Source organism: Deltaproteobacteria bacterium (assembly GCA_016875395.1).
Taxonomy (GTDB): Bacteria; Myxococcota_A; UBA9160; order UBA9160; family UBA6930; genus VGRF01.
In genome coordinates, this window is sequence record VGRF01000019.1 from 38462 (window position 1) to 56236 (window position 17775).

Annotated in this window: 20 protein-coding genes; 10 read left to right on the forward strand and 10 right to left on the reverse strand. The window is 72.3% G+C overall.

All coding sequences use genetic code 11. The features are described 5' to 3' along the window. Positions 1-165: 165 nt before the first annotated feature. Both FJ091_14630 and FJ091_14635 read left to right on the forward strand, forming a co-directional pair. On the forward strand, positions 166-555 hold the full coding sequence (locus FJ091_14630) for a hypothetical protein (protein MBM4384586.1): 390 nt from the start codon (positions 166-168) through the stop codon (positions 553-555). Between the two features lie 65 nt (positions 556-620). Beyond that, complete coding sequence (locus FJ091_14635; protein ID MBM4384587.1) at positions 621-908, forward strand: hypothetical protein; 288 nt, start codon at positions 621-623, stop codon at positions 906-908. On the opposite strand, the gene FJ091_14640 is transcribed toward FJ091_14635, so the two are convergent. The 6 genes from FJ091_14640 to FJ091_14665 all read right to left on the reverse strand — a co-directional run bounded on the left by FJ091_14640 (position 905) and on the right by FJ091_14665 (position 7301). Continuing rightward, on the reverse strand, positions 905-1534 hold the full coding sequence (locus FJ091_14640; protein MBM4384588.1) for an SRPBCC family protein: 630 nt from the start codon (positions 1532-1534) through the stop codon (positions 905-907). The two genes, FJ091_14635 and FJ091_14640, sit on opposite strands and share 4 nt — an antisense overlap. Before the next feature lie 19 nt (positions 1535-1553). Next, on the reverse strand, positions 1554-2240 hold the full coding sequence (locus FJ091_14645) for a dienelactone hydrolase family protein (GenBank protein MBM4384589.1): 687 nt from the start codon (positions 2238-2240) through the stop codon (positions 1554-1556). A gap of 89 nt (positions 2241-2329) precedes the next feature. Beyond that, entirely contained in the window at positions 2330-3196 is an 867-nt protein-coding gene (locus FJ091_14650) for a hypothetical protein (GenBank protein MBM4384590.1), read from the reverse strand. A gap of 23 nt (positions 3197-3219) precedes the next feature. Next, complete coding sequence (locus FJ091_14655) at positions 3220-4776, reverse strand: tetratricopeptide repeat protein (GenBank protein MBM4384591.1); 1557 nt, start codon at positions 4774-4776, stop codon at positions 3220-3222. A 4-nt stretch (positions 4777-4780) separates the two neighbouring features. Next, positions 4781-5488: a PEP-CTERM sorting domain-containing protein gene (locus tag FJ091_14660; protein ID MBM4384592.1), complete on the reverse strand. Its 708-nt coding sequence runs from the start codon at positions 5486-5488 to the stop codon at positions 4781-4783. Positions 5489-5579: 91 nt separating this feature from the next. Next, positions 5580-7301: a class I SAM-dependent methyltransferase gene (locus FJ091_14665; protein ID MBM4384593.1), complete on the reverse strand. Its 1722-nt coding sequence runs from the start codon at positions 7299-7301 to the stop codon at positions 5580-5582. Between the two features lie 63 nt (positions 7302-7364). Between FJ091_14665 and FJ091_14670 the strand changes: the two genes are divergently transcribed. The 6 genes from FJ091_14670 (at position 7365) to FJ091_14695 (ending at position 12400) form a co-directional block, all read left to right on the forward strand. Further along, a complete protein-coding gene (locus tag FJ091_14670; GenBank protein MBM4384594.1) occupies positions 7365-8561 on the forward strand; it encodes a CCA tRNA nucleotidyltransferase in 1197 nt (398 codons plus the stop codon). A 42-nt stretch (positions 8562-8603) separates the two neighbouring features. Further along, entirely contained in the window at positions 8604-9230 is a 627-nt protein-coding gene (locus tag FJ091_14675) for a histidine phosphatase family protein (GenBank protein MBM4384595.1), read from the forward strand. Then, positions 9227-9601 carry a hypothetical protein gene (locus FJ091_14680; protein MBM4384596.1) on the forward strand — a complete coding sequence of 125 codons (375 nt, stop codon included), beginning with the start codon at positions 9227-9229 and terminating at the stop codon, positions 9599-9601. The genes FJ091_14675 and FJ091_14680 overlap by 4 nt, the downstream gene beginning before the upstream one ends. A gap of 149 nt (positions 9602-9750) precedes the next feature. Beyond that, positions 9751-10521 carry an SMP-30/gluconolactonase/LRE family protein gene (locus FJ091_14685; protein ID MBM4384597.1) on the forward strand — a complete coding sequence of 257 codons (771 nt, stop codon included), beginning with the start codon at positions 9751-9753 and terminating at the stop codon, positions 10519-10521. Between the two features lie 80 nt (positions 10522-10601). Further along, complete coding sequence (locus FJ091_14690; GenBank protein ID MBM4384598.1) at positions 10602-11612, forward strand: LLM class F420-dependent oxidoreductase; 1011 nt, start codon at positions 10602-10604, stop codon at positions 11610-11612. Then, entirely contained in the window at positions 11609-12400 is a 792-nt protein-coding gene (locus FJ091_14695; GenBank protein MBM4384599.1) for an enoyl-CoA hydratase/isomerase family protein, read from the forward strand. The genes FJ091_14690 and FJ091_14695 overlap by 4 nt, the downstream gene beginning before the upstream one ends. A 56-nt stretch (positions 12401-12456) precedes the next feature. On the opposite strand, the gene FJ091_14700 is transcribed toward FJ091_14695, so the two are convergent. From FJ091_14700 to FJ091_14710, 3 genes are all read right to left on the reverse strand, one after another. Further along, positions 12457-13179 (reverse strand): hypothetical protein, encoded by a 723-nt coding sequence (locus tag FJ091_14700; protein ID MBM4384600.1) that lies wholly within the window; start codon positions 13177-13179, stop codon positions 12457-12459. Further along, positions 13176-14588: a wax ester/triacylglycerol synthase family O-acyltransferase gene (locus FJ091_14705; GenBank protein MBM4384601.1), complete on the reverse strand. Its 1413-nt coding sequence runs from the start codon at positions 14586-14588 to the stop codon at positions 13176-13178. Before FJ091_14705 ends, FJ091_14700 begins: the two co-directional genes overlap by 4 nt. Before the next feature lie 219 nt (positions 14589-14807). Continuing rightward, positions 14808-15488 (reverse strand): SOS response-associated peptidase, encoded by a 681-nt coding sequence (locus FJ091_14710; GenBank protein MBM4384602.1) that lies wholly within the window; start codon positions 15486-15488, stop codon positions 14808-14810. 247 nt (positions 15489-15735) lie between these two features. On the opposite strand from FJ091_14710, the gene FJ091_14715 reads away from it, so the two are divergent. After that, complete coding sequence (locus tag FJ091_14715; GenBank protein ID MBM4384603.1) at positions 15736-16971, forward strand: hypothetical protein; 1236 nt, start codon at positions 15736-15738, stop codon at positions 16969-16971. 22 nt (positions 16972-16993) lie between these two features. Continuing rightward, entirely contained in the window at positions 16994-17503 is a 510-nt protein-coding gene (locus FJ091_14720; protein ID MBM4384604.1) for a CAP domain-containing protein, read from the forward strand. A gap of 45 nt (positions 17504-17548) precedes the next feature. Here the strand turns inward: FJ091_14720 and FJ091_14725 are convergent, their stop codons facing one another. After that, the gene (locus FJ091_14725; protein MBM4384605.1) at positions 17549-17773 is read right to left on the reverse strand and encodes a hypothetical protein; all 225 of its coding nucleotides are present in this window, start codon (positions 17771-17773) and stop codon (positions 17549-17551) included. Positions 17774-17775: the final 2 nt, after the last annotated feature.

The window sequence follows — 17775 nt, forward strand, 5'->3', positions numbered from 1 at the left end:
CCTCGGCTCGCTGCTCGCGGGCTGCTCGAGGCGCCGTTCGGCCGCTGGCTCGGCTGACTCTCACGCGCGTGCAAGCCACACGCAAAAAACCTCTCAAGCCCGCGCGCCTGCTTCCGACAAGTCCTCCACGCGCCGCACTGCCGCTGCGCGCTGGAGGAAGCCGAGATGCCCGCCGCACTGCGCCCGATCGACGAGCCCACCCTCACGCGCATGGTCCGCTACGCGCTCGCGACGGCGATGGACGTGATCACGCTGCGGCCCGGCGCCCGCCCCCTCGTGAGCGGCCTCGGGCCCGATCGCGCACTGAACTTCCGCCAGCTCACCTGCGACGACACGCACGCGGTCGCGGAGATCGTGCTCGCCGCCTCCAAAGTGCCGACGCGACGCGCGGCAGAAGCTGGCGACTCGGCGATCGAGCTCTTCCCGCTTTGGGAGATTCCGGGCAAGGCGCTCGTCGAGATGCACGTCGAGCGCGCGCCCGGCGGGCTCGCGCTGCGCCTCGAGCTGCTGCGCCCGCTCACCGACGCCTCGGAGATCGCACTGCTCGAGGCGTAACGAGCGGGGCGAAGCGTCCGAAGCCGAGCGAAGATCGCGCCTGCCAGTCGGTGGGAGGGAGCGCGATGCCGCTGTTCGTGTGGATCGGTCGTGACCGCGAAGGCTCCGCGGAGCAGCGCGCGAAGGTGCGCCCCGTTCACCTCGAGAGCCTCGGCGCGCACGCTGCCAAGATTCGCTTCGCGGGCCCGCTGCGCGACGAGCACGCCACGCCGCGCGGGAGCGTGATCGTGCTCGAAGCGGCGAACATCGCCGAGGCGCGCGCGATCGCGGCGAGCGACCCGTACGCGCGCGAGGGCGTGTTCGCGAGCTGGGAAGTGTTCGAGACGACGCAGGTGTTCCCCGCGACGAGCTAGCTCTCGGGCGGCGCTTCCGGCGCAGCCGCGTCCGCCGCCGCCTCCGTGACCGCCGCTGCGGCCGCTGCCTCGGCGGCTTCGCGCGCGGCGCGCTCCGCGGCCCAGCGCGCTTCGACGACCTTCGTGAGATCCGCGAGGCCGCGCTCGAAGTCCGCGCCGACCATCGCGTCGACGTCCATGAACAGGCCGGCTGCCTTGGCCATGAAGTCGTTCTTGCCGGTCATCGCCCAGGTGACGTCGGTGCCGCCAGCCGCCGGCCCGAGCTCGAGCGTCACGTCGTTGGTCGCCTTCATCGGGGTCACGAACTCGAGGCGAATCGCGACGCGCGCGGGCGCGCTTTCGACGATCGTCATGCGCCCCTCGCCGACCTGCTCGTTGCCGATCCAGTGATAAGTCGCACCGACGCCGGAAGCAGGCCCCGAGTACTCGCGCTTCATCGCGGGGTCCATCTTCTCCCACGGCGACCAGGCGGCCCAGCGCCGGAAGTCGTCGATCTCCTCGAACACGATCTCGCTCGGCGCCGCGATCGTGGTGGAGCGCTCGATGCGAAACTCGCTCGGCCGCGTCGCGACGAACGCCGCGAAGCCGCCCACGACGAGAGTCAGCGCGAACAGCACGTTCTTCATGCGAACCCCCTCGCGCGCCTCAGGAGAGCCCGGCACGCAGGAACGAGAGAATGCGACCCCAAGCGCGCTGCGCGGTGGCGGCGTCGTACTCGGCGGGCCGCGTGTCGTTGAGGAAGGCGTGGTCGACGCCGGCGAACACCGTGAAGTCCGTGCGCACGCCCGCGGCGCGCAGATCGGCCTCGAGTTGATGCGCGGTCTCCGGCGGAACGAACGCGTCGCGCTCGGCGAAGACACCCATGACCGCGGCGCGAATCTTCGTGAAGTCGATGCGCACGTTCGGATGCACGCCATAACAATCGACGACCGCCGAGATGCGCGGGCTGAGCGCCGCCGCGTAGAGCGCGAGCTGGCCGCCCATGCAGAAGCCGATCGCGGCGACCTTGCCGCCGTTCACGGCGTGATGGTTCACGAGCGCCGTGATCGCGCCCTCGAGGTCGCGCGCCGCACGCGGCAGCTCGAGGTCCATCATCAGGCGCCCGGCGACGTCGGGGTCCGCGGTCGACTCGCCGCGATACAGGTCCGGCGCGAGCGCCACGAAACCCTCGCGCGCGAGCCGATCGCACACCTCGCGAATGTGGTCGACGAGCCCCCACCACTCCTGCAGCACGATCACGCCGGGACCATGGCCGCGGGCGGGCACGCTCAGGTAGCCGCGCGCGCGCTCCCCGTTGCTCGCGAACTCGATCTCGCTGCCTGCGAACGCCATCACTTCCCCCTCGCGGCGTCAGCCTACGCGAGCGCGAGTGATTAGGGTGCGGCGGCGGTCACATCCTTCGCGCGCAGAACACCGGCAGCTCAGTCGTCGCAGGGCGAGCCGGGGAAGCCGCAGCCCGCGCCCGGATCGGGGTCGTCGCAGATCTCGCAAACGGCCGTGCAGCCCGAGCCCGGGTCGTCGCAGCTGTCGCGGCCCGGCGGGTCGAACGGGTCGATGCCGGGACCACCGGGCGGCGGCGAGCTCACGGGCGGCACCACGCTCGGCACGCCCGCGACGTAGAACGGACAGGTCGCGCCGTCGCCGAGCGCGACGCTCGGTGCGCCGGCCAGCCCGCCGAGCACCGCGCTGCTGCCGTCCGCTGCGAAGCAGCTGCCGGCCGGCACGGTCTTCGCGCCGTCGCGCGCCATCACGACGATTGGCTCGTCGTGCGCGCAGACGCGCACCGCATCGCCGTCGCGCGTGATCTCCGCATCGCCGCGGCCGGTGCCCGCCGCGAGCTGCGGCGTGTAGAGCTGCACGCGCTGCGCGGCGGTGTCGCGCACGTCCACGACGCGCACCGCGCCGCGGTCGACGGCGACCTCGGGCGCAGGGCGCGCGGAGAGCTGCACCGCACTGTTCGCGCCGACCTGCACGATCGCGTCGTCGACGAGCATGCCGACGCTGCCGTCGGCCCCCGTCACGATCATGTCGCAGGCGCTCACGACGTCGTCACACGCGAGCGCGCGGGACGAGCCGTCGGGGCTCACGGCGCGCGCGTCGCCAGCCACACTCGCGACCGAGCCGACCGGGCCGCTCGGCACGCACTCCGTGCGCTCCGCAGCGCGAGGCTGCGGCGCCTCGCTCGTGTGCGCGCGCTTGATCGGACCCGCTCCGTCGGCAACGGCCGCGAAGGGCGCAACCGCGAGAAGCAGGCACAGCGCAGGGATTCGGCAGCTTCGGCTCAGCATGGCGGGTTTCTCCCGCCAGTGAGTTACCGCCCGAGCGAATAGGTTACGTAGAGCCCCGCGACGTGGCGGTCGTAGTCGAACACGTCGACGTTCGACCAGCGGTTCTGGTAGCGGTAGTGCGCCAGCACGGAGAAGCCGGCGCCGAGCTCGCGTTCGAGCTCGACGCGCGCGCGCCACGCGACATCCTCGCGGGGGTGGCTCTCATACAGGCCGCTGCCGGGTGGGTCCTGATAACTCGAGCGGTGTGCGAACGGCAGCCAGCCGACGCCGGCAACCGCGCGCGCCTCGATCCGAAGCGGCAGCATCGTCTCGCCGCCGAAGAACAGCTCGCCTCCCTGGTAGTCGTACTCGCGGCCTTCGGCGGCGAAGCCGAGATAGCTCGCGCCGAGGTACAGCTCGCTCTCCTTGCTGACGGGGAACGCATGCTGCGCGGTCAGCCCGTAGCCCCAGCCGTCGCGATCGCGGTAGTCGGAGTTGCCCGCGCCGGGCGCGCCGACGGGCGGCGTCAGCACCGGAAACTCGTAGTCGAGGCGCGCCACGCGCGCGCTGAACTGCGACCGCCCCGCGTCGCCCCAATTCTTGAAGAGCGTCGGCGTGAGCTGCTGGTCGAACAGAAACCCGTCGCCGTCGATCCAGGCGTAGCCCACGTCGTAGCGGAGGCGGAAGAGCGTGGTCTCGTCGATCCGGTAGTCGATCCACGGCGAGAGCGTCGGGTGGTGCTCGTCGAAATCGCCGAGATCGAAGTGCGCCGAGCCGTAATAAGTCCCGCTCAGACCGCCGGACCAGTCGCCGCGCCGGAACAGCTCCGCGCCCGCATGCGCCACCCACACTGCGCGTCCATCGCGCTCGTTCGAGATGTCGGTGTCGAGGTCGACGCCCTCGCCGCGCAGGACGACGTTGCTGTCCCACTCGGCGCCGACGCGCAGGAAGCCCCAGCGCGCGAGCGGCGCTGCGGCGACCCCTTTGCGCGCGGCCTCGGCCTGCTTCGCCCACTCGCTGCCGGGCGCGAGCGCGATCACGCGGTCGAACGAGGCGTTCGCGCGCGCGCGATCTTTCGCGGAGAGCCACGCGAGGCCGCTGTAGTACGCCGCCACGGGAGCCATCTCGCCGGGCGCGAGCTCGCGCGCGCGGTCGAAGGCGGCGCCGGCGCCGGCGTTGTCCGAGCCATCGAGCAACAACAACCCGCGGTAGAGGTGATACTCCGCGCGCTGCTGCGCGCTCGCGGGCATCGCGTCGAGCGCCTGACGCGCGCCCTGGCGGTCGCCCACCTGGTAGCGCGCGATCAGCAGCGGCAGCTGCGCGTCGGGCATGCCCGGCTGCGCGCGCTGCGCCTCGTCGAGCGCTGCGACGGCCTCCGCCCAGCGCTTGCCATCGATGTGGCACTGGCCGCGCAGCAGCGCCGCGCGCGCGCCCGTCGCGCCCGTCTGCGCCAGCAGCGCGAGCGCTTCGTTGCACTTCCCCGAACGCGCCAAAGTGCTCGCCCGCAGCAGATGCGCAGCTTGCTCGTCCGCGCGCACGGAACCCGTGAGCACGCACGTCGCAAGCAGCGCTGCTGCGATCCCCCCACCGGATCGCATCATCGCTTCACCTCTTCAGGCGTTTTCGCACCGCGAGCATCGTGCCGGAGAACGCGAGCAGAGAGATCACAGCGGGTTCCGGAACCTGCGCGAGCTCCAGGAAGTTCACGCGGTATTGCGGGAACACGCAGAGCAGCGGGTTCGTCTGCACGACTTTCAGTGCCATCGCCACGGCGTAGCTGATCGGAACATCGAAGCTGGCACCTTGAGCGAGATCACCGACGTAGTACGCGAGATACGTGACGTTGGGGAAACCCGTCGGGTGGACGAGCGCCCAGTTCGGGTCCGTCGGATCGATCACGAGTCCGATCCGGCTGTTGTCGTTGTAGTGGGACGCGTTCGAATCGTTCGGATCGTGGCCCTGAATCACGATCCAGAGATCCTGATAAGCGCGATCGACGGCCCGCACCGTCCAGGTGCTGTCGCCCGTGCTCGGGTTCGCCTTCGTCGCGCCCTGCACGCTATGGCCGGGAATCGGCGACGGCGTCGTGATCGTGACGCGCGGCGAGCCGGGCGACGGGTTCGAGAAGAACGTGCTGTCGACCAAGAACTCGATGCCTGCGCCCGAGGCCGCCCCGCTCGACGCCGCGTCGAAGCCGAATCCCCCGTTCGGTTGTAGCCACATTTGGATGGGTGCAGCGTTCGCCGGCAGCGCAGCGGCGAAGAGCAGCCCGGCGAAGGTCGCGGCTCCCGCAAATCGGCTCCGAATCGACATCGGCGCAGTTCCCCCAGTCGGTTTCGAGATGAGTGGCCGCGGGCTTGCATTCGTGGCGGGCGGACTTGCGCTCCCCCCGGAATGCGAGTCCTCAGGTGCGGGTCGCCAGCACTCCCTCGAACGCAGCGCCCTCGGGAAAGCGCTTCAGGGCCGGGAAGTCCTGCGCGGGACCTGCGTGCGCGAGCGCCACTCGGCAGCTCGCCGCTCGTGCGGCGGCTTCGACCCGCTCGGCGAGCCGCCCCGCCGAGCGCCGGTCGTTCGTGGTCACGAGCAGGAACCCGCCTGGCCGCACTCGCGCGAGGCACGCCGCAACGAAGCCTTCGAGGCCCTGCCGCGCGCTCCAGAACTCGGCGCCCGCTGCGGCCGCCGTCGGCGGGTCGAGCACGATGCCGTCGAAGCGCTCGTCCGCCGCGAGCTCTGCGAGATACCGGCGCGCGTCGCGCTTCACGCTGCGGTGTCGCTCGAGCGGAAGCGCCGAGAGCCGCAGGTTCTCTTCGATCCGTGCGAGGTAAGGCGCCGACAGATCGACGCTCACGACCTCGGCCGCACCCGCCGCGAGCAGCGCCGCGCTGAAGGCGCCGGTGTGCGCGAACAAGTTCAGGTAGCGCCCGCTGGCGTGAACGAGCGCGGCCACACGCGCGCGATTCGCGCGCTGATCGGGGAAGAAGCCCACGCCCGGATGCGGACGCGCGGGCTCGGCGAGACCGCTCTCGATGCGGACGGCGAGCGCGCCCTCGTGCACCACGAGCGGCTCGGGCAACGCCGGCCCGGACAGCTGCCGCACGCACGTGAGCTCACCCGGCGGCTGCGGGCGCAGCTGCAACACGAGCACGGTGCTCGGCTCGTGGCCGAGCTCTTCGCGGAGCGCGCGGGCAAGCGCCGCGCTCGCCCGCTCCCAGAGCGGCAGCGCTGCGCGCCCCGCCACGAGCACGCGCAAGAGCGGACCGAAGCGATCCGCGAAGAGTCCCGGCAGCGCGTCCGCCTCGCCGTGCACGAGGCGCAGCGAGTCGCTGCTGCGCTCGGCGCGCAGCTTCTCGCGCCGAGCGAGCGCGCGCGCCACGCGCTCTTCGATCGATGCGGGCTTCGGCGCTGGCGCGCGTGACCGCGCCGCGTGCGGAGCTCCCGCATGCCACATGCGCGCGACGAGGTGCGGGCCACTCTCGATGCGCGCGAGCCCGAGCGAATCGCCCTCGCTCACGAGCTCGACGATGGCTCCCGGCGCGAAGCGGCCGTCGTCTTCGCTCTCGCGATCGCGCGTGAGCCACGGATGCCCCTTTGCGAGCGCGCGCCGCGCCGCCTCGGAGATGCGCAGCTGCCCCTCGTTCGCGAACAGCGGCTCGCCCTCGCGCGCGAGCGAGCCGCCGTGGGCGAGGTCGCCGATCGCGGGCGACCCAGCCTGCGCGAGCCACGACAGGGCGCGCGTAGCGCCCTCGCCTTCACACTCGAAACGAACGCGCGAGCGCTCGCCTCGCGCCTCGAGCACCTCGAACGACAAGCGCGAGCCGCCGCGCACAGGGACGACGCCCGACGGCCACGGCAACGCCGGCGCGTCGAGGTCGAAGGCCTCGCCCGTCGCGAGCGGCAGCGCGGCCTCGCTCCGATCGTCGAGCCAGAGTGCGCTCGCGGGTGGAATCTCCGCGTGGAGGTCGCGGATCGGCGCGCCCACCTGCCATTCGCTTCCTACGCCGCCGAGCCGCGCGAAATGGAGGCGGCCGTCGCGCAGCACCTTCTGCACGCCGTGCGCTGGCCGCACGCGCTCGAGCACGTCGGATACGCGCAGGCGAGTACCGGGCGAGCGGAAGCGGAGCTGCATCGCGGCACGATTGCGCCTGCGCTCGGCTCGCGCGAGGCGCGCGCGGCGGACACACTGCGCGCGATGCAGATCGAAGCGCCGCCCGCCGTGCTCGCGCTGTGCGACGCGCTGCGCGCGCACGGGCACGAGGCCGTGCTCGTCGGCGGCGGCGTGCGCGACGCGCTGCTCGCGCGGCCAGTGCGCGACTGGGATGTCGCGACTTCGGCTCCCGTCGATGCGCTGCTCGCCCTCTTCCCGCGCGCGATTCCCGTCGGCGCGAGCGCGCGCCACGGCACGGCGCTGGTGCCGACGCCCGCCGGCCCCGTCGACGTGACGACCTACCGCGGCACCGATCTCGCGGCGGATCTCGCGCGCCGCGACTTCACCGTGAACGCGATGGCGTTCGACCCGCACGCGCAGCGGCTGATCGACCCGCACGGCGGGCGCGCGCACCTCGCCGCGCGGCAGCTGCGCGCGGTGGGCTCCGCCGCCGCGCGCTTCGAGGAAGACCCGCTGCGCGCGCTGCGCGCCGCGCGCCTGCTCGCCGAGCTCGGCCTCACGCCCGACGCGGAGATCGAGGCGGCGATGCGCGCGAGCGTGCCATCGCTCGAGCGCGTTGCGCCCGAGCGCCTGCGCTCCGAGCTCACGCGTGCGCTCGTGGGCGCGCACGCGCGCGCGGCGTTCGAGTTGTTACGGAGGACCGGCATCGAGGCAGCGCTCGTGCCCGGCGCGCGCGACGACGCGCCCGCCGTGATCGGTGCGATGCCCGCCGACCTGACGCTGCGGCTCGCGGCGTGGCTGCGCGGCGCCGTCCGCGGGCGCGTGCTCGCCCGCCTGCGCTTCGGCCGCGCGAGCGCGCGCCGCATCGACCGGCTGCTCTCGCTGCACCCCCTCGACGCGGGCTTCGACGGCAGCGAGGCGAGCGCGCGCAAGATCCGGCAGCGCTGCGGCGACGCCGAGACCGTCGCGGCGCTGCTGGCGCTGCGCAGCGCCGAGTGCGCGATCGAGCAGAACGTGTGGTGGGACGCGAAGCTCGCCGCGCTGCGCGCCGGCTTCGCGGCGGCCGAGCGCGCGCCCTTCGGCCCCGCAGACCTCGCGCTGCGCGGCGACGAGGTGATGGCGGCGCTTGGCTGCGGCCCAGGCCCGCGCGTGGGCGCCGCGCTGAAGCACCTCGTCGCGCACGTCGTCGCCGACCCGAGCGCGAACACGCCCGAGCGGCTGCGGGAGCTGATCGCGGCGTGGCTGGAGGCGCCCGGCGGGCAACGCAACGCGGGTGTCTGACGCGGCCGCGGCGACGCGCGGCTCCGTTACCGTGCTCGCCCCATGTCGCTCCGCGCCGCGCCCTGCACGCTCACTCTCGTTCGCCACGGCGAGACGCCCGCGAACATCTCCGGGCTCTGGCACGGCTCGCTCGACACGCAGCTGACTGCGCGCGGCGAGCGGCAGGCCGCGCGCGTCGGCCTGCACGTCGCGCGCACGCGCGGCGACGTGCGCGCGCTCTACGCGAGCACGCTCACGCGAGCGCGGCGCACGGCAGAGGCGATCGGGGCGCGCGTCGGCCTCGCGGTCGCGACCGAGGCGGCGCTCTGCGAGTACGACCTCGGCGCGTGGGAGGGCCGCAGCTACGCGGAGCTCGTGCGCGAGGAGAGGCTGTTCGAGCGCATGGCAAAGGAGCCCGACTGGCGCCCGGGCGGCGGCGAGTCGGCGCGCGCCGTCGCCGAGCGCCTCGCGGGCGCACTGCGCACGATCGCGGCGCGCCACGCCGGCGAGCGCGTCGTGGTCGTCTCACACGGCGGCGCGCTCACGCTCGCGTTCGGCCTGCTGCTCGATGGCGACCCCGGCGTGTGGCGCCGCGTGATGGACAACGCCGCCGTCAGCGAGCTCACGCTCCACCCGGAGCCGCGGCTTCACCGCTTCAACGAGGTGCACCACCTCGACGGCCTCGCATGAGCGACCGCCCGAGCGGCCCCGAGCTGGAGGACGCGATCCTCGCCTTCGTGCGCGAGCGCGACTGGGTCACGTTCGCCGCGCTGCACAAGCACTTCGCGGGGGACGAGCGCCACGAAACGGAGATGGTGCTGCCCGGAAACCGCGTGATCTGGGCAGGGCTCACGCTCGACGTGATTCACGCCGTGCTCGCGCTGCTCGAGCAGGGCCGGCTAGCCTCGCTGCCAGGCTCGAAGGCGGCGTATCGCCGCGACGGTCGCGTGCTGAACCTGCCGATCGAGCGCCGCGCCGAGCCGCACGACGAGCCGCAGTGGTTTCCCGTGTTGTTACGGGCGATGGACGCCGTGCTCGCAGACGAACAGGAGCAGTCGTAACCCGCTGCGCCTAGCGCCGCCTGCGCCTGGCGCGGCATGCTGCGCGGCTCGCTGGGAGACGACGCGTGGCGCAGCTCGAACCGTGGCTCGACGGCTTTGCGTTCCTCGAGGGCCCGCGCTGGCACGAGGGGCGCCTGTGGTTCAGCGACATGCACGCGCGGCGCGTCTACGCGGCGAGCGAGGACGGCGCGGTGGAAGCGATCGCGCGCGTGCCCGAATGCCCGAGCGGCCTCGGCTGGCTGCCGGACGGGCGCCTGCTCGTGGTGTCGATGGAAGACCGCAAGCTGCTGCGCCGCGAAGCCGACGGCGCTCTCGTCACGCACGCCGACTTGTCAGGGATCGCGTCCTACCACTGCAACGACATGGTGGTCGACGCCGCGGGCCGCGCGTATGTCGGCAACTTCGGCTTCGACATCCACACCGGCCAGAAGCCGAGCGCCGCGAAGCTCGCTCTCGTGCAGCCGGGCGGCGCCGCTTCCGTGGCGGCGACGGATCTGATGTTCCCGAACGGCGCGGTGATCACGCCGGATGGGGCCACGCTGATCGTGGGCGAGTCGTTCGGGCGCCGGCTCACCGCGTTCGACCTCGACCCTTCCAGCGGCGCGCTCTCGAACCGCCGCGTGTGGGCTGCGCTCGACGGCGGCGCGGTGCCCGACGGCATCTGCCTCGACGCCGAGGGCGCGATCTGGGTCGCGTCGCCGATGAGCCGCGAGTTCGTGCGCGTGCACGAAGGCGGCCGCGTCTCGCAACGCATCGCCTGCGGCGAGCGCATGGCGATCGCCTGCATGCTCGGCGGCGCCGATCGCCGCACGCTGTTCGCGCTGACCAGCGCCACGATCGACCCCTACGAATGCCGCCGCCTGCGCAGCGCGCGCGTCGAACGCGTACGTGTCGACGCACCCGGCGCGGGGATGCCGTGAACGCGCGTTCATCGAAGCGCCTCCGCCTCTCGCGCTGCTCGATTGATTAGGCTTGAACCCTACTCCCAGGAGCCCAACCCATGAAGATCGACGCCGGCCTCAACGCCTCGGACCTCGCGCACGTTCCGGAGAAAGCGCGGCGCCTCGAGGCGCAGGGCTACGACGGCATCATCACCGCCGAGACCTCGCACGATCCGTTCTTTCCGTTGCTGCTCGCAGCCGAGCACACCACGCGGGCGGAGCTGATGACTTCGATCGCGGTCGCGTTCGCGCGCAGCCCGATGACGCTGGCGAACATCGGCCACGACTTGAACGCGTACTCGAAGGGCCGCTTCATCCTCGGCCTCGGCTCGCAGATCGCGCCGCACATCACGAAGCGCTTCAGCATGCCGTGGTCGCACCCGGCGGCGCGCATGCGCGAGCTGATCCTCGCGATGCGCGCGATCTGGAAGTGCTGGCACGAGGGCGAAAAGCTGAACTTCCGCGGCGACTTCTACGCGCACACGCTGATGACGCCGATGTTCACGCCCACCGACACGAAGTACGGCGCACCGAAGGTCTTCCTCGCCGCGGTCGGGCCGATGATGACCGAGGTCGCGGGCGAAGCGGCCGACGGCATGATCATCCACGCCTTCACCACCGCGAAGTACGTGCAGGAAGAGACGATTCCCGCGATCGAGCGCGGGCTCGCGAAAGCGGGCAAGAAGCGCAGCGAGTTCCAGCTCGCCTACCCCGTCTTCGTCGTGACCGGCCTCGACGAGAAGAGCTGGGAGCAGTCCCGCACCGCGGTGACGAAGCAGATCGCGTTCTACGGCTCGACCCCCGCGTATCGCCCCGTGCTCGAGAAGCACGGCTGGGGCGAGCTGCAGACCGAGCTGAACACGATGAGCAAGCGCGGCGAGTGGGACGAGATGGGCCGCCGCATCACGGACGACATTCTCGAGCAGTTCGCCGTCGTGGGCTCTCCGAACGAGATCCCGCCCCTGCTGAAGACGCGCTACGGCGGCTCGGTCGATCGCGTGATGGCGACCTTCACGTTCGCGTCCGATGACGCACGGCGCGCCGCACTGGAAGAGCTGCGCGCGAAATGACGCTGCCGAAGTACGAGACGCTCGAGCTCGCGCAGGAGCCGAACGGAATCCTGCGCGTGTGGCTGAGTCGTCCCGCGAAGCGCAACGCGCTGAACACGACCGCGCTCGACGAGATCGCGGATTGCTTCTCGCGCATCAACACCGAGTGGAACGTGCGCGTCGTGGTGCTCGGCGGGCGCGGCGCCTCGTTCTGCGCCGGCGCGGACCGCAAGGATCCGCCCGCGTCGGGGCGCACGCGGCGCTCCTCGGGCGCGACGGAGCGCGAGCGGCGCTGGGCGGGACAGATCGGGCGCCGCGCGTGCGCCGCGATCGCGGACTGCGAGGCGATCACGATCGCGCGCGTCCACGGCCACGCGGTCGGCGGCGGCCTCGCGCTCGCGCTGTGCTGCGACTTCCGCGTCGCGGCGAGCGACACGGTGTTCCACGTTCCCGAGGTCGACCTCGGGCTCCCGTTGTTATGGGGCGCCACGCCGAAGCTGATCTACGAAGTCGGCGCCGCGCGCGCTCGCGAGATCATCCTCGCCTGCGATCGCTTCGACAGCGCGCAGGCCGAGCGCTGGAACGTGGTGCACCGAAACGTTGCGCCTGCGCAGCTCGATGCCGAGACGGCGAAGCTCGCGCAGCAAATGGCCGCGAAGCCCGAGATCGCCGTGCACATGGCGAAGACCGCGCTGCGCGGGTACGCGCGCACCGCGAATCTCGGCGACGCGACCGAGGCCGACGTGGATCTGATGCTCGCGGCATCGCGCGTCGGCGCCGCGCGCGACGCGTTCAGGATCCCGGACTAGAACCCACCTCGCGTTCCTCTCGTCGCCGGGCGCGGTCCGGAATCCCGAGATCGGTTCTAGACGGAGCGAAGGCGAAACGCGACGAGCGTTGCGTAGTGCTCGAAGCCGAGCCGCCTCGCGATCGCGAGCGCGGGCGAGTTGGTGAGCAGCGTCTGGTAGAGCACGAGCGCGCCCTGCGAGAGCGCGTGCTCGCACATGGCGCTCACGACGCGCGTGCCGCATCCCGCGCCCCGCGAGCGCGGATGCGCGATCACGCAGGGATCGGAGACCGCCGCGGCTTGCGAACGCAGCTGCCCGAGCGCGCAGACCTTGGCACCGGCAAACGCGGCCCACGTGGGCGGGCGATCGGAGACGATCCCTGAGTGATCCCATTCGCCTGGCGCGGCGGCGTCACGCACGGTTTCGAGGGCGCCGCCTTCCTCCGGCGCCAGCTGGCGAACGTCGTCCGAGCGCACGGGAGTGAAGCCTTCTGGCGCGAGCCAGCCCTGGTAGGAAGGACCGACGCTCCGTTCGGTAGCGGCTCCAAGCGCCAGCTCCACGCAGCGCGCGGCGTCTCGCGCGCCTGTGTTCGCAGCACGGTCCCGGAGCCGCGCGATCCAGGCGGGAGCAGCAGAGATCACGCAGCTCTCGCCCCGCGTGAAGCACCAGACCCCGAGCCAGCTGCCGAGCGCGGCATGTGGCGTGACGACGATGCCGGGCCGCGAGAGATCGTCGGGAGCGACGCCGAGGAAGCGAGCCCAATGGGCGCCGACGCGCTCGGTCGCTCCGCGCTCACTCACGCGACGCTCTTTTCCAGCTCCTCGAAGCTCGAGAGAATCGCGTCGGCGAACGCGGCGAGGCCGGGCACGAGGTGCGGATCGGCGATGCAGCCGAAGCTCAGCTGGCCCGCGTAGCTCGCGAGCGCGACGCCGAGGCCGACTCCCTCGGTCAGGTTCACGACCGGGGCGAGCGCGTGGAGCTTCGCGCCTAACAAGCGGAGCGGCTCGCTCGGCCCCGGGATGTTCGTCACGACGAGATTGAACGGGCGGTTCTGCAGCGCGACCCGCGCGGCGGCGCCGACCAGCGCGCTCGTGGTGAGCTCGGCGACCTCGTCCAGCAGCTCGAGGCCCTCGACTTGGTGTGAGGCCTTCGCGCGCGCGCTCGCCTCGCGAATCGCGGCATAGCGCTCGCGCACGTCGGAGATGCCGACCGCGAGCTCGATCACGCAGATCGCGACGCGATTGCCGCCGTCGTCCGGGTCGCCTGCGCGCCGCCGGTTCACCGGCACGCTCGCGCGCAGCGTGACTCCCTCGACCTCGGCCCCCTCGGCGATCAGAAGTGAGCGGAGCGCGCCCGCGACGCACGCGAGTGCGACCTCGTTGACCGTGCCCCCGAGCCCGGCGCGCAGCGCATCTACACGCGACATGGCGAGCGAGCGCCAAGCGAAGCCACGCAGCGGGCCGAGCGGCGCGTTGAACGGAGTCGTCGGCGCGGGCTCGAGCGCGGCAGACAACGTCTCGCCGAGCGTGGTCGCGCGCTCGACCGCGCGCGATGCGATGGACTCCAGCTCCTCCCGGCTCTCGAGCCAGCGCGGCAGCTTGCGCAGTGCGCCCAGCCAGCGTTCCGCGCGGTGCCCGATCTCGCGCCGTAACAACTCGTCGCGATCCGGCGCCGGTCGCGGCGTCCACGGGGGAGGCTCCGCGATCTGCTCGCCCTTCGCGCTGACGAGCAGCCGCCCGAACCAGTCGAAGCCGCCGACGCCGTCGACCATGCAGTGGTGCACCTTCGCGAGCAGCGCGCAGCGCGTGCGCGTCACGCCCTCGATGAACCACAGCTCCCAGAGCGGCCGTTCGCGATCGACCGGCTCGGCGACGAGCCGCCCCACGAGCTTCGCGAGCTCGCGCTCGCCGCCCGGCTTCGGCAGCGCCGTGTGAAGCACGTGCAGCGCAAGATCGAAGCTCGCGTCGTCGACCCACACGGGGTGACGATCGACCGGCGCGAACGCGAGGCGTTGACGCGTGCGCGGCACCGCGTGCAGGCGCGCCTCGATGCGCCGTCGAATCAGCGCGAGATCGAGCGCGCCGTCCGCACCTCGCAGCGGCTTCGCATCCAGCCAACACAACACGGCGACGTGCTGCGGCGCGTTCGCTCCCTCGAGATCGAGGAACAGGCGATCGCGCGCGCTGAGGCGTTCGGCGAAGGCGTTCATCTGCCCAGGGTAACTGCGTCAAGCGACAGCGAGCCGGACAAACGTCTCCGGCTATCTCGTGACCGCCTTCGCCGATCTTCCTTGTCGACTCCGCAAACGGCTCCGCAGACTCCGCCGTTTGCTGCGCGCTCCGCTTGCGGCCTCGGCCGACCTACGCGGGTTGTCGGTTCGACTTCGCGGTGGAGCTGGCGTGGAGAGGTACGCGTTGCTCCGCGGCACTCAGAACAGCGCGCCCTGCTCGGCTTCGTCGAGGCAGCGGGCGTCGTCGTTGTGGACGTCGTTGACGCGGGTCGAGACGCGGCGGTGGGTCAGCTGCGCGCCGCGCGTCGCCGCGAGCTTCGCGAGCACGGCGTTGACGTCGCGCGCGCTCGGATCGAGCCACGCCTCGTAGCCCGGAGGATCGACGAGGATCGGCATGCGCTCGTGGAGCGCCCGAATGTTCGGCGTCGCGGCAGTGGTCACGATTGTTAGGGACTCGAGCGCGCCGCCTGCGGGGGTGCGCCAGCGCTCCCAGAGGCCAGCGAAGGCGAACAGCTCGCCTTGCGGCAGTGCGATGTGGTAGGGCTGGCGCTCGCCGCGGGCGCCGCGCCATTCGTAAAAGCCGTCGGCGGGAACGAGGCAGCGGCGGCGCTCGGCGGCTTCGCGGAACGCGGGGCGCTCCGTCAGCGTCTCGACGCGCGCGTTGATGTGCTTGGCGGCGTCGCCCGCGTGCTTCGCCCAGAACGGGACGAGGCCCCAGTGCAGCTGCACCGCCTCGCGCGTGCCGAGAGGCGCGCGGATCGCGAGCACGGGCTGCGTGGGCGCGACGTTGAAGCGCGGCACGAGTACCGGCGCGGCCTCGAGGCCGAAGTGCTCCGCGACCTCGGCCGCCGAGCGCGTGAGCGTGAAGCGTCCGCACATGCGCCCACGGTAGGCCGCTCGCGAAGCGAGCAGCGAGCGGAGTCACGCGGAAGCGTAACGTGCGTTCCGCGGCGACGGAAGCGCGCGACACAATTGCGTGTCGGCTGCGCGCGGCAACGCGCGTGCAGGACCCCGCGCGATCTCCACGCGCGGCCAAAGCTCCGGCGGCGCGCCGCCTCCGGGCGCACGCTTCTTGCACGAACGTGCCCGGGGGCGTGCGTCTCGCACGCCGGATGCGGGGGCATTCATGCGAACTACGAGCGTGCTGATCTCCGTCGCGCTGGTCGGATTCGGCTGTGCGCAGAGCACACCCTGGAAGGACTACCGCGAGACGCCCGTGATCGAACGCGGCGCGTGCGCGACGGTGATCATGCCCGGCGAGCAGGCGCCGCTCGGCAGCGAGCCGAACTGCCCGAATGGCTACTCCTCGCTCGGCGGCGCCACGGTCTACGACGAGAAGGACTACCAGCAACCGGGCTCGGGCAAGCGCGCGCTGAAGCGCGTGGCGCGCGTGCCCGCCGCCGTGCTCGGTGCGCCCGTCGCCGCCGGGGCTGCGGCTGCGAAGTCTGCGCGCGGCGCCTCGCAGTCCAGCTCGAGCCGCTCGGGCGGCATCGATCCGGCGCAGAGCACGCAGGATCAAGTCGAGCGGATGCGTCGCGAGATCCTCGAGCGCGAGCGCATGGGCCGCGGCCAGGCGCCGCCTGCTCACGCCGCTGGACCCGCCCCGAACCCTGCGCCGCAGCAGGTCGCGGCGCGAGCGCCGCGCGCGGGCGGTGCGAGCATCGCGGACGAGCTCGCGGCGCTGCGCGGGGCGCGCGCATCCGTAACGACTCCAGCGCGCGACGGTGCGCCGGCCGAGCCCCTGAGGAGCGCCGCTGCGGTCTCGGCGCCGCCGATCGCGGACCGCGTCGCCGATCGCGATGGGGACGGCGCGCCGGATCACTGGATCTATCGCGATGCGCAGGGTCGGCCCGAGCGCGAGCAGTACGACGAGAACGGCGACGCACGGCAGGATCGCACGGCGTGGCTCGACGCCGTGACGGGCCGCGAGACGCGCGTCGAGGAAGACGCGAACCTCGACGGCCGCGTCGACACCTGGGTCGAGTACGTGGACGGCGCGCCCGCGCGCCAACGGCGCGACACGAATCACGACGGCAGCGCGGACCAGTGGAGTTATTACGACCGCACGGGCAAGCTCGCGCGCCAGGAGCAGGACCTCGACGGCGACGGCTACCGCAACCGCGAGACGCTCTATCGCGAGGGCAAGCTCGCGAAGCAGCGCGACGACCGAGACGGCGACGGGCGCTTCGACCTCGTCACGACCTACGATGCCGAGGAGCGCATCGCGCGCCGCGACGAGGATCGCGACGGCGACGGCAAGATCGACGCGCGCTCCATCTACGAGAAGGGCAAACTCGTGAGGCGCGAAGTCGTGACGGAAGCGCTCGACGACGGCGACGACCTCTCGCAGACGGAGTGGTGATGGCGCAGCGGAGACCGAGCTGATGCCGCGCACGCCGCGCCACGCGTTCTGGATGCTGCTCGGCCTCTACGCCTGGCTCGCGCTCGTCGGCCCGATCGGCGCGCGCTGGGCGTTCGCCGCAGACCCGCAGCTCGCACGCCTGGGGCAGCAGCTGCACGCCTCGGTCAACGACTTCCGCGCCGAGCACCGCCTGATCCGCTTGGAACGGCGCCCAGACCTCGACGCCGTCGCGCGCGCCCACAGCGAAGACATGGTGAAGCGCGGCTTCTTCGCGCACGAGAACCCCGACGGCGATCAGTGGTGGAACCGGCTCGACCGCGCCGGCGTGCGCGACTTCACGCTCGCCGGCGAGAACGTCGCGCAAACCGACGAGGCCGACCCTAACAACGCCGTCCTCACGGGCTGGCAGAACAGCCCCGCCCACCGCGAAAACCTCCTCGCCCGGCCCTTCAACTCGACCGGCATCGGCGTCGCCCGCGCCCCCGACGGCCGGCTCTTCTACACGCAGCTCTACGTGACGTTCCCGCGCTGAGCCGCGACTCGACGCTCTGTTCCTGCCCCGCCGCTAGATGCGCGACTACACCAAGACCCAGAGCAGGAACGCCCCGGTCGCCGCACACACGATCCCCAGCGCCCGCAGCTCGATGCGATACACGCGCTCGTGGCCCTTCGCCCAGCCGGAGAATCCCTGCACGGCTCGGGCCCGCTGCTGCTGAATCGCCGGCGCCCGCACGAGCAGCGCGCCGCCGCCCAGGAACAGCGCGAACGCGAACAGCGCGATGATCGCCTCCGCGAGCGGCACGC